The organism is Pseudomonas sp. MS01C9, from assembly GCF_058202755.1.
The window spans coordinates 986,365-1,001,260 of record NZ_CM177073.1 but is presented as its reverse complement, the minus strand read 5'-3'; the positions used below and the strand labels follow the sequence as shown (position 1 = coordinate 1,001,260).

Sequence of the window (14,896 nt, the reverse complement as noted above, 5' to 3'; positions counted from 1 at the left end):
AGGGCGGCTTCGGGCGTCTTGTAAAATAAGGCGACACGCTGTGCTTGCCGGATTAGAAGGGTTTGCCAATAATGGGCCCGCAATTTGCAGCATGGATCGGTTCCCCTTCTTTTGCTCTTGCATGAATTTGCGGAGCTGTCAATGTGCTCAAACAGCTTTCTCGGTGCTTCTGTAATTTGTTGTCGCATTGAAGAAATATCGGCTTCCGACCTGTCGTTAGAATGCCGATCACTCGCTCGTCGTGGCCTGCGTTGAATAAAACGTGGGCTTCCTAGGACGCAGCACCTGAGTTCGTTTTACCCATTCGCATATTGGGCTGTTGCTCACTCTGCCGTTTTGCCCTTTACCGATGGAGTCCCAAGATGAAGAAACTTGTGCTGCTTGGCGCCCTGGCACTGTCCGTGCTGTCCCTGTCGTCGTTCGCCGATGAGAAACCGCTGAAGATCGGTATCGAGGCGGCTTATCCTCCGTTCGCCTCGAAAGCCCCGGACGGCAGCATCGTCGGTTTCGACTACGACATCGGCAATGCGCTGTGCGAAGAGATGAAGGTCAAGTGTGTGTGGGTCGAGCAGGAGTTCGATGGCCTGATTCCCGCCTTGAAGGTGCGCAAGATCGACGCGATCCTGTCCTCCATGTCCATCACTGAAGATCGCAAGAAGTCCGTCGACTTCACCAACAAGTACTACAACACTCCGGCTCGCCTGGTGATGAAGTCCGGTACCCAGGTCAGCGAAAGCCTGGCCGAGCTCAAGGGCAAGAACATTGGCGTGCAGCGCGGCTCGATCCACGAGCGTTTCGCTCGCGAAGTCCTGGCCCCGCTGGGTGCCGAGATCAAGCCGTACGGCTCGCAGAACGAGATCTACCTGGATGTTTCCGCAGGTCGTCTCGACGGTACCGTGGCCGATGCCACCCTGCTGGATGACGGTTTCCTCAAGACCGACGCCGGCAAGGGGTTCGCCTTCGTGGGCCCGGCCTTCACCGACGAGAAATACTTCGGCGACGGTATCGGCATCGCGGTTCGCAAGGGTGATGCGCTGAAAGACAAGATCAATGGCGCAATCGCTGCCATTCGCGAAAATGGCAAGTACAAACAAATCCAGGACAAGTACTTCGCCTTCGACATCTACGGCAAGTAATACCGTCCCGCTACTCGGGCGAAATGGCGCAAGCAACAGGCTCCCTGCGGTTTGCGCCATTTTTTCATCCCACTTTCGAGGACCTGAATCATGTTGAAAGGCTACGGGGCTGTCATCCTCGATGGCGCATGGTTGACGCTTCAGCTCGCCTTGTCGTCCATGGCCCTGGCCATCGTCCTGGGGCTGATCGGCGTCGCGTTGCGGCTCTCGCCGGTGCGCTGGCTGGCTTGGCTGGGCGACCTGTATTCCACGGTCATCCGGGGTATCCCCGACCTGGTGCTGATCCTGCTGATCTTCTACGGTGGCCAGGATCTGCTCAACCGTGTCGCGCCGCTGCTCGGGTATGACGACTACATCGACCTGAACCCGCTGGCGGCCGGCATCGGCACCCTGGGCTTCATCTTCGGTGCGTACCTGTCGGAAACCTTTCGTGGTGCGTTCATGGCGATTCCCAAGGGTCAGGCCGAGGCGGGCATGGCGTATGGCATGAGCGGCGTCCAGGTGTTTTTCCGGGTGCTGGTGCCGCAGATGATTCGCCTGGCGATTCCGGGCTTCACCAACAATTGGCTGGTGTTGACCAAGGCTACCGCACTGATCTCGGTGGTGGGCCTGCAAGACATGATGTTCAAGGCCAAGCAGGCGGCGGATGCCACTCGCGAGCCTTTTACCTTCTTCCTGGCAGTGGCGGCGATGTATCTGGTGATCACCAGTGTCTCGTTGCTGGCATTGCGTCACCTCGAGAAGCGCTACTCGGTAGGCGTAAGGGCGGCTGATCTATGATCTTCGACTACAACGTCATCTTCGATGCCTTGCCGCTGTACTTCAGTGGCCTGCTGACCACGCTCAAGCTGCTGGCCCTGTCGTTGTTCTTCGGCCTGCTGGCGGCGTTGCCCCTGGGGCTGATGCGGGTGTCCAAGCAGCCCATCGTCAATATGACGGCCTGGCTCTACACCTATGTGATTCGCGGCACCCCGATGCTGGTGCAGCTGTTCCTGATCTACTACGGGCTGGCGCAGTTCGAGATCGTACGCGAAAGCTTCCTCTGGCCGTGGCTGTCCAGTGCGACCTTCTGTGCATGCCTGGCATTCGCCATCAATACCAGTGCCTACACTGCCGAGATCATCGCCGGCAGCCTGCGGGCCACGCCCAACGGCGAGATCGAAGCGGCCAAGGCCATGGGCATGTCGCGCTACAAACTGTATCGCCGGATCCTGCTGCCGTCGGCCCTGCGTCGGGCGCTGCCGCAATACAGCAACGAGGTGATCATGATGCTGCAGACCACCAGCCTGGCGTCCATCGTGACCCTGATCGACATCACCGGCGCCGCGCGCACGGTGAACGCCCAGTATTACCTGCCCTTCGAGGCTTACATCACGGCCGGTGCCTTCTACCTGTGCCTGACCTTCATCCTGGTGCGCCTGTTCAAGCTGGCCGAGCGTCGCTGGCTGAGTTACCTGGCCCCGCGCAAGCACTGATAACGCATCGACCCGCTCGACTGCTCAACGACTGACGTTTTGTGAGAACCGACCGCATGTACAAGCTTGAAGTCCAAGACCTGCATAAACGCTATGGCAGTCACGAAGTGCTCAAGGGCGTGTCCCTGAAGGCCGCCGCCGGGGATGTCATCAGCATCATCGGCTCCAGTGGCTCCGGCAAGAGTACATTCCTGCGTTGCATCAACCTGCTCGAGCAGCCTCACGCCGGCAAGATCCTGCTCAACAACGAAGAGCTGAAGCTGGTAGCTGGCAAGGATGGCGCCTTGAAGGCCGCTGACCCCAAGCAGCTGCAACGCATGCGTTCGCGGTTGTCGATGGTGTTCCAGCATTTCAACCTGTGGTCCCATATGACTGCGCTGGAAAACATCATCGAGGCACCCGTGCATGTGCTGGGCGTGCCCAAGGCCGAGGCCCGGGAGAAAGCCGAGCATTACCTGAACAAGGTCGGCGTGGCCCATCGCAAGGACGCCTATCCGGGGCACATGTCCGGCGGCGAGCAGCAGCGCGTGGCGATCGCCCGCGCGTTGGCGATGGAGCCGGAGGTCATGCTGTTCGACGAGCCGACCTCGGCCCTCGACCCGGAACTGGTGGGCGACGTGCTCAAGGTGATGCAGGCCCTGGCCCTGGAGGGTCGGACCATGGTGGTGGTGACCCATGAGATGGGTTTCGCCCGTGAGGTGTCGAACCAGCTGGTGTTCCTGCACAAGGGGATCGTCGAAGAAAGCGGCAACCCACGGGAAGTGCTGGTCAACCCGCAATCGGAGCGCCTGCAACAATTTCTTTCGGGCAGCCTCAAGTAATCGCTCCCGTTACGCCGCTGATTTGGGTCATGCTGAGCACCAAGTGCCAGATGGTCTAATTTGGTTGCAGCCGCTTTTGGCTTTAACACTGTTTTCGCTTCGGATTGCCCGACATGACTGCCCATCGAATTGGTTTCCTGATTTGGCCCAGCACTAAAGCCCTGACGCTGGCGCTGGCGGAGGAGGCCTTGCGTGTTGCTCAGCGGGTGCATCCGGAGGTGGCCTACGAACTCTCGTTCCTGCAGGCCGAGCCGCCGGTGGAGGGCACGTGGCAATTGCCGGGTGAACCCTGGGCGGGCAAGCTTGAAGGCCTGCAGAAGCTTTTCCTGCTGGCCGATGAGCCGCCGACCGCACTGGCCTCGAACCTGAGCAGCGCCCTCAAGCAATTGGTGCGTGCCGGCTGCGTGATCGGCGGGTTGTCCGCTGGCGTTTATCCCCTGGCCCAGTTGGGTCTGCTCGACGGTTATCGTGCAGCGGTGCATTGGCGCTGGCAGGACGATTTTTCCGAGCGTTTCCCCAAGGTCATCGCCACCAGTCACCTGTTCGACTGGGATCGCGACCGACTGACCGCGTGTGGCGGCATGTCGGTGCTCGACCTGTTGCTGGCGGTGCTGGCCCGGGATCACGGTGCCGAGCTCTCTGGCGCGGTGTCGGAAGAACTGGTGGTCGAGCGTATTCGCGAAGGTGGCGAGCGTCAGCGCATCCCGTTGCAGAACCGCCTCGGCTCCAGCCATCCGAAGCTCACCCAGGCCGTGCTGCTGATGGAAGCCAATATCGAAGAGCCGTTGACCACCGACGAAATCGCCCAGCATGTCTGCGTATCCCGCCGGCAACTGGAGCGGATCTTCAAGCAATACCTCAATCGCGTGCCGAGTCAGTATTACCTGGAGCTGCGCCTGAACAAGGCCCGGCAGATGCTGATGCAGACCAGCAAATCCATCATCCAGATCGGCTTGTCCTGCGGTTTTTCCTCGGGGCCGCATTTCTCCAGCGCCTATCGCAACTTCTTCGGTGCCACGCCGCGGGAAGATCGTAACCAGCGGCGCAGCAGCAATCCGTTCGAGCTGTCTTCGGTGCCCTCCGAGCGCGGCTAGGGCTGGCACACCAACTGCTACAGCATCTGTGGTTGGGGGCTGGCACACCATCCTGTGGCCAGGGCTGGTACAGCATCTGTGGCTGACACGACACCCTGTGGCGAGGGCATTCCAGCAAGCAAGGGAAATGTGAGTGTCTCTGCCTCAAAGCCTGCGCCAACGTTTAAACTGCGCCTTTGCGACGCTATTTGTCGCATTGCCGTAAACCCGCGCAAAACGTGGGTTGGCGCTATAAGAAGTTGTCGCTTGGCGACAAGGTCAGGCCGAAAACTGTCCTTACAATCCCCCCATCACTCGCCAGTTCCAGGCGAGTGTTCCTCTTCAGGAGACTCCGATGTCCGTTGAGCAAGCCGCGGTACAACGCGCCGATTTCGACCAGGTGATGGTCCCCAACTATGCACCTGCTGCCTTCATACCTGTGCGTGGCGCCGGTTCCCGCGTGTGGGACCAGTCCGGTCGCGAGTTGATCGATTTCGCCGGCGGTATCGCGGTCAATGTGCTGGGGCATGCCCATCCCGCGCTGGTCGGCGCATTGACCGAGCAGGCCAACAAGCTGTGGCACGTGTCCAACGTTTTTACCAACGAGCCGGCGCTGCGCCTGGCCCATAAGCTGGTCAACGCGACCTTTGCCGAGCGGGCATTCTTCTGCAACTCCGGTGCCGAAGCCAACGAGGCCGCCTTCAAGCTGGCCCGTCGAGTCGGGTTCGATCGTTTCGGTAGCGAGAAATACGAAATCATCGCCGCGCTCAACAGTTTCCACGGTCGCACCCTGTTCACCGTCAACGTTGGCGGACAGTCGAAGTACTCCGATGGTTTCGGTCCCAAGATCGCCGGCATCACCCACGTGCCCTACAACGACCTGGCAGCGCTGAAGGCAGCCATTTCGGACAAGACCTGTGCCGTGGTGCTGGAGCCGATCCAGGGCGAGGGCGGCGTATTGCCGGCTGAAGTGGCTTATCTGCAAGGCGCTCGCGACCTGTGCGACGCCCATGACGCGCTGCTGGTATTCGACGAAGTGCAGACCGGCATGGGTCGCAGCGGCGAGCTGTTCGCCTACATGCATTACGGCGTGGTCCCGGACATCCTCACCAGTGCCAAGAGCCTGGGCGGTGGTTTCCCGATCGCGGCAATGCTCACCACCGAGGCGCTGGCCAAGCACCTGGTGGTCGGCACCCATGGCACCACCTACGGCGGCAACCCACTGGCATGTGCGGTGGCCGAGGCGGTGATCGATGTGGTCAACACCCCTGAGGTGCTGGGCGGCGTCAAGGCCAAGCACCACAAGTTCAAGGCTCGCCTGGAGCAGATCGGCGAGAAGTACGGCCTCTTCACCCAGGTGCGTGGCCTCGGCTTGCTGCTCGGCTGTGTGTTGAACGATGCCTGGAAAGGCAAGGCCAAGGACATCTTCAACGCTGCCGAACAGGAAGGCCTGATGATTCTGCAGGCTGGCCCGGACGTGGTCCGTTTCGCCCCGAGCCTGGTGGTGGAAGATGCCGACATCGACGCGGGCCTGGACCGTTTCGAACGGGCCGTGGCGAAGTTGACCCAGGCCTGATTCATTTCAATTGAACCGGGGCTACTGTGGGAGCGAGCCTGCTCGCGAAAGCGGTGATTCGGCTTGCGTCAAGGTTGGATGTGCCACCGCCATCGCGAGCAAGCTCGCGCCCACAGGGTGTGGTGGTGGCCTCCAGGCAGGCAGTGAGCCCGGTATTTTTTCTCCGAATCTCGACCTCCCGGTCGAACCGTTTATTTCAAGTTAAGGAGTGACACCATGCTGGTGATGCGCCCCGCGCAAATGGCTGACCTGGGCGAGGTACAGCGTCTGGCTGCGGACAGTCCGATCGGTGTCACTTCCCTGCCCGATGACGTGGAACGCCTGAGCGACAAGATTGCCGCGAGCGAAGCCTCGTTTGCCGCCGAAGTCAGCTTCAACGGCGAGGAAAGCTATTTCTTCGTCCTGGAAGACACTGCCACCGGCAAGCTGGCGGGCTGTTCGGCCATCGTGGCGTCGGCCGGTTATTCCGAACCGTTCTACAGCTTTCGCAACGAGACCTTCGTCCACGCCTCCCGTGAGTTGAAGATCCATAACAAGATCCATGTCCTTTCCCAGTGCCACGACCTGACGGGCAACAGCCTGTTGACCAGTTTCTACGTGATTCCGGAGCTGGTGGGGTCGCCCTGGGCCGAGCTCAATTCCCGTGGACGCCTGCTGTTCGTCGCCAGCCATCCGGAGCGCTTCGCCGATTCGGTGGTGACCGAGATCGTCGGCTACAGCGATGAAAATGGCGACTCGCCGTTCTGGGACGCCATCGGTCGCAACTTCTTCGACCTCAATTACGCCGCCGCCGAGCGCTTGTGCGGGCTGAAAAGTCGCACTTTCCTTGCCGAGCTGATGCCCCATTACCCGATCTACGTGCCGTTGCTACCGGACGCGGCGCAGGAGGCCATGGGCCAGGTCCACCCGCGTGCGCAGATCACCTTCGACATCCTGATGCGCGAAGGCTTCGAGACCGATCATTACATCGACATCTTCGATGGCGGCCCGACGCTGCACGCCCGGGTTTCGGGGATTCGCTCGATTGCCCAGAGCCGCGTGGTGCCGGTGAGGATCGGCGAAGCCGTCAAGGGAGCCGGTCGCCAATACCTGGTGGCCAACGCCCAGTTGCAGGATTACCGCGCCGTGTTGCTCGAGCTCGACTATGCGCCGGGCAAGCCGGTGACCCTGGACATGGAAGCAGCCGAGGCCCTGGGCGTCGGCGAAGGCGCCAGCGTGCGCCTGGTGGCGGTTTAATGAGTTTCGCGGGGTGCGTGAGCAGCCCGTTTGAGGAGATAGCATGATCGTTCGTCCCGTACGCAGCAGCGATTTACCCGCCCTGATCGCCCTGGCCCGCAGCACCGGCACCGGCCTGACCACCCTGCCGGCCAATGAAGAGCGCCTGGCCCATCGGGTCGGCTGGGCGGAGAAGACCTTTCGCGGCGAAGCCGGGCGTGGCGATGCGGATTACCTGTTCGTGCTCGAAGACGACGATGGCCGGGTGGTGGGCATTTCCGCCATCGCCGGTGCCGTGGGGCTGCGGGAGCCCTGGTACAACTTCCGCGTCGGCCTGACGGTCAGCGCATCCCAGGAGTTGAACATCTACCGGGAAATCCCGACGCTGTTCCTGGCCAACGACCTGACCGGCAACTCCGAGCTGTGCTCGCTGTTCCTGCACGCCGATTACCGCAATGGCCTCAACGGACGCATGCTGGCCAAGGCCCGGTTGTTGTTCATCGCCGAGTTCCCGAAGCTGTTCGGCAACAAGATCATCGCCGAAATGCGGGGCATGTCCGATGAAACCGGGCGTTCGCCATTCTGGGAAAGCCTGGGCCGGCATTTCTTCAAGATGGAATTCAGCCAGGCCGATTACCTGACCGGCGTGGGCAACAAGGCGTTCATCGCCGAACTGATGCCCAAGTTCCCGCTGTACACCTGCTTCCTGTCCGAAGATGCCCGGGCCGTCATCGGCCAGGTCCATCCGGACACCGAGCCTGCGTTGTCGATGCTCAAGAGTGAAGGGTTCAGCTACCAGGGCTACGTCGATATCTTCGACGCCGGCCCGGCCGTGGAGTGCGAAACCGGCAAGATCCGCGCAATCCGCGAAAGCCAGGCGCTGGTCCTGGCGATCGGCACGCCGGGAGACGACGCCACGCCGTTCCTCATCCATAACCGCAAATGCCTGGATTGCCGTATCACGGCCGCCCCGGCGCGTTTCGCCTCGGGGACCCTGGTGGTCGATCCGCTGACCGCCAAACGTCTTCAACTCAACGCTGGCGATCAGGTTCGCGCCGTCGCGTTGTCTGCTGCTCGGGAGTCGAAATAATGAATTCGCTGTACATTGCGGGAAGCTGGCTGGAAGGCCAGGGCGACGCGTTCGAGTCGTTGAACCCGGTGACCCAGCAAGTGCTGTGGTCGGGCAAGGGCGCCACGGCGGCTCAAGTGGAGTCGGCGGCGCAGGCGGCGCGCCAGGCGTTCCCGGACTGGGCCCGGCGCCCGCTGGAGGAGCGGATCCAGGTGCTGGAAGCCTTTGCCGCCGCCCTGAAGCGTCGCGCAGACGAGCTGGCCCGCTGCATCGGTGAGGAAACCGGTAAGCCATTGTGGGAAGCGGCCACCGAAGTCACCAGCATGATCAACAAGGTCGCCATCTCGGTTCAGAGCTACCGGGAGCGGACCGGCGAAAAGAGCGGCCCCCTGGGCGACGCCACCGCCGTGCTGCGCCACAAGCCCCACGGCGTGGTGGCGGTGTTCGGTCCGTATAACTTCCCGGGCCACTTGCCGAACGGTCATATCGTGCCGGCGCTGCTGGCCGGCAACTGCGTACTGTTCAAGCCGAGCGAGCTGACGCCGAAAGTCGCCGAGCTGACGGTCCAGTGCTGGGTCGAGGCCGGTCTGCCGGCGGGTGTGCTCAATCTGCTGCAAGGCGCCCGGGAAACCGGCATCGCCCTGGCGGCGAACCCGGGCATCGACGGCCTGTTCTTCACCGGCTCCAGTCGGACCGGCAACCTGTTGCATCAACAGTTCTCTGGTCGCCCGGACAAGATCCTGGCCCTGGAAATGGGCGGGAACAACCCGCTGGTGGTAGACGAAGTGATCGACGTGGATGCGGCCGTCTACACCATCATCCAGTCGGCATTCATTTCCGCCGGCCAGCGCTGCACTTGCGCCCGCCGTCTGTTGGTGCCGGAAGGCGCCTGGGGCGATGCCTTGCTGGCGCGCCTGGTGGCGGTCAGCGCGACCCTGGAAGTGGGGGCATTCGACCAGCAGCCAGCGCCGTTCATGGGTTCGGTGATTTCCCTGGGCGCGGCGAAAGCATTGATGGATGCCCAGAACCATCTGTTGGGTCTTGGGGCCGTGCCGTTGCTGGCCATGACCCAGCCATTGCCCCAGGCTGCACTGCTGACGCCGGGGATCCTCGACGTGACCGCGGTGGCCGAGCGTCCCGACGAAGAACTGTTCGGGCCTTTGCTGCAAGTGATTCGCTACGTGGATTTCCCTGCGGCCATCGCCGAGGCCAACAATACTCAATATGGTCTGGCCGCTGGCCTGCTGTCGGATTCCCAGGAGCGCTACCAGCAGTTCTGGCTGCAAAGCCGCGCGGGCATCGTCAACTGGAACAAGCAACTGACCGGTGCGGCCAGCAGCGCGCCGTTCGGCGGTGTCGGCGCCTCGGGCAACCATCGCGCCAGCGCTTATTACGCGGCCGATTATTGCGCGTATCCAGTGGCCTCCCTGGAGACGCCAAGCCTTGTCATGCCGGCTGCCCTGACCCCTGGCGTGCGAATGGCGTGAACCTCGATCGCGAGCAAGCTCGCTCCCACAAGGACAATGCAAGACCCTGTGGGAGCGAGCTTGCTCGCGATAGCCGCGCCGCAGTTGTTATTTGATGCCTATAAAAACAGATTCTCGTGGAGCCTCGCTGATGAAATCCTTTGAAGTCAACTTTGACGGTCTAGTGGGGCCGACCCATAACTACGGCGGGCTCTCGTACGGCAATGTCGCGTCCCAGAGCAACAGCCAGCAATCCTCGAACCCCAAGGAAGCGGCGTTGCAAGGCCTGGCGAAAATGAAAGCGCTGATGGACATGGGCTTCCAGCAGGGCGTGCTGGCGCCGCAGGAGCGCCCCGACGTGGCGGCCCTGCGCCGGTTGGGCTTTGCCGGCAGCGATGCCCAGGTCATCCAGCAGGCGGCGAAGGAAGCAATGCCGTTGCTGGTTGCCAGTTGCTCGGCCTCCAGCATGTGGGTGGCCAACGCCGCCACCGTCAGCCCGAGCGCCGACACCGCTGACGGTCGTGTGCACTTCACCGCGGCCAACCTCAACTGCAAATACCACCGCAGCATCGAGCATCCCACCACCAGTCGGGTACTGGGGGCGATGTTTGCCGATCAGCAGCACTTCGCTCATCACGCCGCGTTGCCGGCGGTGGCGCAGTTCGGCGACGAGGGTGCGGCCAACCACACCCGTTTCTGCCGGACCTACGGCGAGACCGGTGTCGAGTTCTTCGTGTTCGGTCGTAGCGCCTTCGACGCGCGTTATCCGGCGCCACAGAAGTATCCGGCGCGCCAGACCCTCGAGGCGTCCCGCGCCGTTGCCCGCCTGCATGGCCTGCGGGAGGAAGGCGTGGTGTATGCCCAGCAGAATCCGTCCGTGATTGACCAGGGCGTGTTCCATAACGATGTGATCGCAGTGGGTAACGGCGAAGTGCTGTTCTATCACGAGGACGCCTTCCTCGAGACCGAAAGCATGCTGGCGGAGTTGAGTGGCAAGCTCGCCAGGGTCGGTGGGAAATTTCAATCGGTGTGCGTACCGCGTTCTGCGGTCACCGTGGATGATGCGGTTCGTTCCTACCTGTTCAATAGCCAGCTGCTGTCGCGTCCCGATGGCTCGATGCTCTTGATCGTGCCGGAGGAGTGCCGCAGCAACGCCCGCGTCTGGCAATACCTGCAAGGCCTGACGAGCTCTGGCGGGATCATCCGCGAAGTGAAGGTCTTCGACCTCAAGCAGAGCATGCAGAACGGTGGTGGCCCAGCTTGCCTGAGGTTGCGCGTGGCGCTCAACGAAACCGAACTGGCGGCGGTCAACCCAGGGGTTATCATGACCGCGTCGTTGTACGATTCGCTGACCCAGTGGGTCGAGCGGCATTACCGCGACCGCATGACCGAAAACGATCTGGCCGATCCGCAATTGCTGCTCGAATGCCGGTCGGCACTGGATGAATTGACGCAAATCCTTAAACTGGGCTCGGTCTATCCATTCCAGATCAATTGAAAGCGCGCGCGACCTGACTACAGTCAACACAGGGCGCGTGGCCTTACCCCCGGACGAGAACGTAAAAGACATGAGCGATTCCCTGCAACTGATTCTTGAAGACACCGATGGCACCCAACTGCAGACCTCCTGCACCCGCGTCGCGGTGATGTGGCAGGGCAAGGAGTTGTGGATCCAGCAGGATGGCCGCGGTCAGTTGCTGATCGGCGTGGACGTGGAGGAGGGGGATGAGGAGTACGCCAACCTGCTGCTGCGCCCATTGGCAACCAACCTGGTCAGCCTGCAACTGGAAATGGAACCGGCCGACCTCGGCGACGATGACCATGTCCATGGCCCGGATTGCGGCCACGACCATTAAGGAACCCGCGCTATGCTCGCCCTCGGCAAACTGCTTGAACTGACCCTCGCTGGCCGTGAACCGGCGGAGAAGACTCAACTGACTGTCGAAGGCGTGCGGATGCGCTGGTTGAGCGAGGGCGCGCTGGAGGTCAAGCCGCCCGAAGCCCGGGACAACGGCCTGGACTTGCTGTTATCGGCCGGTATCCATGGCAACGAAACCGCCCCGATCGAATTGCTCGACCGCCTGCTGCACGATATCGCCCGCGGCGATATAAAGCCGCGGGCCCGCATTCTGTTTCTGTTCGGCAATCCCGAGGCCATCCGGCGCGGCGAGCGTTTCGTCGAACAGGACGTCAATCGGCTGTTCAATGGTCGTCATGAGTTGAGCGGCGGTCCCGAAGCCTTGCGAGCCTGCGAGCTGGAGCGGCTGGCCGCCAGTTTCTTCAGTCGGCCGGAGCGCGCTCGCTTGCATTACGATCTGCACACGGCCATCCGTGGCTCGAAGATCGAGCAATTCGCCCTGTATCCATGGAAAGAAGGCCGTCAGCACTCCCGGCGTGAACTGGCGCGCCTGCGTGCTGCCGGCATGGAGGCGGTGCTGCTGCAGAACAAGCCATCCATCGTGTTCAGCGCCTACACCTACGATCAGCTTGGTGCGGAGTCCTTTACCCTGGAGCTGGGCAAGGCCCGTCCGTTCGGACAGAACGAAGGCGTCGATGTCAGCCTCCTGGAAATCCGCCTGAAGCAGATCATCGAAGGCAACGAGCCTGAACTGGATGAAGGGCTGGACGGCCTCCAGCTGTTCAGCGTGGCGCGGGAGGTCATCAAGCACAGCGACAGCTTCCGCCTGAACCTGCCAGCGGATATCGAGAACTTTTCTGAACTGGAAAAGGGCTATGTGCTGGCCGAGGACATTGCCCAGACCCGCTGGGTGATCGAAGAGGAGGGGGCCCGGATCATTTTCCCGAACCCAAAGGTCAAGAATGGCTTGCGGGCCGGTATCCTGATCGTGCCGGCGACTGACGAAAACCTGATCTGAAACCCACGCCAAACCATTGTGGGAGCGAGCTTGCTCGCGATAACGGTGTGCCAGTCAATGTTGAAGGTGACTGATACTCCGTCATCGCGAGCAAACTCGCTCCCACAGGTTGTTGAGTGGCTGTTAGCTCGCTACCGCCCGTTGCTCACTGCGGCGCAGCACCCGGGTCTTGTGCAGGGTGTCGGCGCAGGTCTTCGCCGCTTCCTGGCCCTTGTGCACGAAATGCTCGAAAAAGAACTTCTGGTGCTCTTCCCCGGCATGGAAGTGATGTGGCGTGAGCACCACCGAGAACACCGGTACTTCGGTATCCAGTTGGACCTGCATCAGGCCGCTGATGACCGATTGCGCGACGAACTCGTGGCGGTAGATGCCGCCATCCACTACCAGACCTGCGGCGACGATCCCGGCGTAGCGGCCTGTCCTGGCCAGCAGCTTGGCATGCAACGGGATTTCGAAGGCGCCACCGACTTCGAAAAAGTCGATGTCGCTCTCCTGATAACCCTGATTGATCATCTCGGCAAGGAACCCCTTGCGGCTCTGGTCGACGATTTCCTTGTGCCAGCAGGCCTGGATGAACGCGACGCGCTCGCCCGGATTGAGTTTGGTCTTGCTATCGATTGCAGTGGGTTGCATGTTCTGGTTCCTGTTTGTGTGAAAAACAGGGCGTCATGAATCGAAGGGGATTCGAGGGTGCGCCGCGCGCAGACAGGCGCAGGCGGCCCTTGGGTAACAATCCCGTTCTCTCTTCATCCGGACTATGACCGTCGGCCCCGGAATCACACCGGGTCTGCTGACCTTGCCGCTGCACCGCGTGAAAAAACCGTGCATCGCCAAGCGCTCGCGGGCTATGCACCTTGCGTGCAATTACCGCCGGTGGGGAATTGCACCCCGCCCTGAGAACGTTTTTGCCGCCATGGTTTGGGGCAGCGGCGGATTTTTAACACATAACCTACTGTGGGGGCGAGCTTGCTCGCGATAGTGGTGGTTCGGCTTGCGTTGATGCTGGATGCACTGTCGCCATCGCGAGCTAGCTCGCTCCCACAGGTGTTTTGATTAATCTTCATTTACAGGAGGGTGTTTTCCTGCGGCCAGCCTTGATTATTCCCCGCCATGCCCGCAGTAATTGCCCTTCGACAGGGAATTCCCCCATCTGAACTCGAGGCCAGATTCATGAGCGTTATTGATCTTCGCAGCGACACGGTCACTCAACCTTCCGCCGCCATGCTGGATGCCATGGCCACTGCGCCCACCGGCGACGATGTGTATGGCGAAGACCCGACCGTCAACCGTCTTGAAGCCGAACTGGCCGCACGCCTGGGGTTCGCCGCGGCGCTGTTCGTACCCAGTGGCACCATGAGCAACCTGCTGGGCCTGATGGCCCATTGCGAACGTGGCGACGAATACATCGTCGGCCAGCAGGCCCATACCTATAAATACGAAGGTGGTGGTGCGGCGGTGCTCGGTTCGATCCAGCCACAGCCGCTCGAAGTGCAGGCGGATGGTTCCCTGGACCTGGCGCAGGTCGCCGCGGCGATCAAGCCCGATGATTTTCATTTTGCCCGTACTCGCCTGCTGGCCCTGGAAAACACCATGCAAGGCAAGGTGCTGCCGCTGGAGTTCCTGGCCCGCGCCCGCCGCTTCACCCAGGACCATGGCCTGGCCCTGCACCTGGATGGCGCGCGACTGTACAACGCTGCGGTGAAGCTGGAGGTCGATGCCCGGGAAATCACCCAATATTTCGACTCCGTCTCGGTGTGCCTGTCCAAAGGCCTCGGCGCGCCTGTCGGCTCGGTGCTGTGTGGCAGCATCGAACTGATCGACAAGGCTCGACGCCTGCGCAAGATGGTCGGTGGTGGCATGCGTCAGGCCGGCATTCTCGCGGCGGCGGGGCTGTATGCGTTGGACCACCACGTCCAGCGCCTGGCCGAGGACCACGCCAATGCCCAGCGGCTGGCCGACGGGTTGCGGGCGGCGGGTTACGAGGTCGAGCCTGTGCAGACCAACATGGTGTACGTGCAAATGGGCGAGCGGGGCGAGGCCATCAAGGCGTTTGCCGCCGAGCGTGGCATCCGGCTCAGTGCCGCGCCACGCTTGCGGATGGTGACGCATCTGGACGTCGACGCCGGGCAAATCGATCAGGTGATCGCCACTTTCGTCGATTTTTCCCGCCGCTGAGCAGCCAGGCGACG

At 61.8% G+C, this 14,896-nt stretch carries 14 protein-coding genes and 1 riboswitch; of the genes, 13 read left to right on the top strand and 1 reads right to left on the bottom strand.

Annotation, left to right across the window (positions count from 1 at the left end):
- Positions 1-362: 362 nt before the first annotated feature.
- The 12 genes from AC1M7R_RS04665 to astE all read left to right on the top strand — a co-directional run bounded on the left by AC1M7R_RS04665 (position 363) and on the right by astE (position 12,707).
- Complete coding sequence (locus tag AC1M7R_RS04665; RefSeq protein ID WP_072394898.1) at positions 363-1,136, top strand: ABC transporter substrate-binding protein; 774 nt, start codon at positions 363-365, stop codon at positions 1,134-1,136.
- A gap of 90 nt (positions 1,137-1,226) precedes the next feature.
- Positions 1,227-1,916, top strand: a complete 690-nt coding sequence (locus AC1M7R_RS04660; protein WP_072394896.1) for an ABC transporter permease — start codon at positions 1,227-1,229, stop codon at positions 1,914-1,916.
- Positions 1,913-2,611, top strand: coding sequence for an ABC transporter permease (locus AC1M7R_RS04655; RefSeq protein WP_072394894.1), 699 nt, complete (start codon positions 1,913-1,915; stop codon positions 2,609-2,611). The genes AC1M7R_RS04660 and AC1M7R_RS04655 overlap by 4 nt, the downstream gene beginning before the upstream one ends.
- A gap of 56 nt (positions 2,612-2,667) precedes the next feature.
- Positions 2,668-3,432 carry an ABC transporter ATP-binding protein gene (locus AC1M7R_RS04650; RefSeq protein ID WP_072394892.1) on the top strand — a complete coding sequence of 255 codons (765 nt, stop codon included), beginning with the start codon at positions 2,668-2,670 and terminating at the stop codon, positions 3,430-3,432.
- A 113-nt stretch (positions 3,433-3,545) separates the two neighbouring features.
- Complete coding sequence (locus AC1M7R_RS04645; protein ID WP_072394890.1) at positions 3,546-4,526, top strand: GlxA family transcriptional regulator; 981 nt, start codon at positions 3,546-3,548, stop codon at positions 4,524-4,526.
- 334 nt (positions 4,527-4,860) lie between these two features.
- The gene (locus AC1M7R_RS04640; RefSeq protein WP_072458721.1) at positions 4,861-6,081 is read left to right on the top strand and encodes an aspartate aminotransferase family protein; all 1,221 of its coding nucleotides are present in this window, start codon (positions 4,861-4,863) and stop codon (positions 6,079-6,081) included.
- Between the two features lie 216 nt (positions 6,082-6,297).
- Positions 6,298-7,317 (top strand): arginine/ornithine succinyltransferase subunit alpha, encoded by a 1,020-nt coding sequence (aruF, locus tag AC1M7R_RS04635; RefSeq protein WP_072394886.1) that lies wholly within the window; start codon positions 6,298-6,300, stop codon positions 7,315-7,317.
- A gap of 43 nt (positions 7,318-7,360) precedes the next feature.
- Entirely contained in the window at positions 7,361-8,386 is a 1,026-nt protein-coding gene (astA, locus tag AC1M7R_RS04630; protein ID WP_072394884.1) for an arginine N-succinyltransferase, read from the top strand.
- Positions 8,383-9,852, top strand: a complete 1,470-nt coding sequence (gene astD, locus AC1M7R_RS04625) for a succinylglutamate-semialdehyde dehydrogenase (protein WP_176776505.1) — start codon at positions 8,383-8,385, stop codon at positions 9,850-9,852. The genes astA and astD overlap by 4 nt, the downstream gene beginning before the upstream one ends.
- Positions 9,853-9,982: 130 nt before the next feature.
- Positions 9,983-11,329 (top strand): N-succinylarginine dihydrolase, encoded by a 1,347-nt coding sequence (astB, locus tag AC1M7R_RS04620; RefSeq protein ID WP_072394880.1) that lies wholly within the window; start codon positions 9,983-9,985, stop codon positions 11,327-11,329.
- Positions 11,330-11,399: 70 nt separating this feature from the next.
- Positions 11,400-11,687 (top strand): hypothetical protein, encoded by a 288-nt coding sequence (locus AC1M7R_RS04615; RefSeq protein ID WP_053147236.1) that lies wholly within the window; start codon positions 11,400-11,402, stop codon positions 11,685-11,687.
- A 12-nt stretch (positions 11,688-11,699) separates the two neighbouring features.
- Positions 11,700-12,707 carry a succinylglutamate desuccinylase gene (gene astE / locus AC1M7R_RS04610; RefSeq protein ID WP_072394878.1) on the top strand — a complete coding sequence of 336 codons (1,008 nt, stop codon included), beginning with the start codon at positions 11,700-11,702 and terminating at the stop codon, positions 12,705-12,707.
- 123 nt (positions 12,708-12,830) lie between these two features.
- Here astE and AC1M7R_RS04605 read toward each other — a convergent pair whose 3' ends face one another.
- Complete coding sequence (locus AC1M7R_RS04605; RefSeq protein ID WP_072432020.1) at positions 12,831-13,340, bottom strand: 6,7-dimethyl-8-ribityllumazine synthase; 510 nt, start codon at positions 13,338-13,340, stop codon at positions 12,831-12,833.
- Positions 13,341-13,440: 100 nt separating this feature from the next.
- Positions 13,441-13,612: riboswitch (FMN riboswitch) on the bottom strand.
- Positions 13,613-13,877: 265 nt separating this feature from the next.
- Here AC1M7R_RS04605 and ltaE point away from each other — a divergent pair.
- Positions 13,878-14,882 carry a low-specificity L-threonine aldolase gene (ltaE, locus tag AC1M7R_RS04600; protein ID WP_490610268.1) on the top strand — a complete coding sequence of 335 codons (1,005 nt, stop codon included), beginning with the start codon at positions 13,878-13,880 and terminating at the stop codon, positions 14,880-14,882.
- The last annotated feature ends 14 nt before the right edge of the window (positions 14,883-14,896 follow it).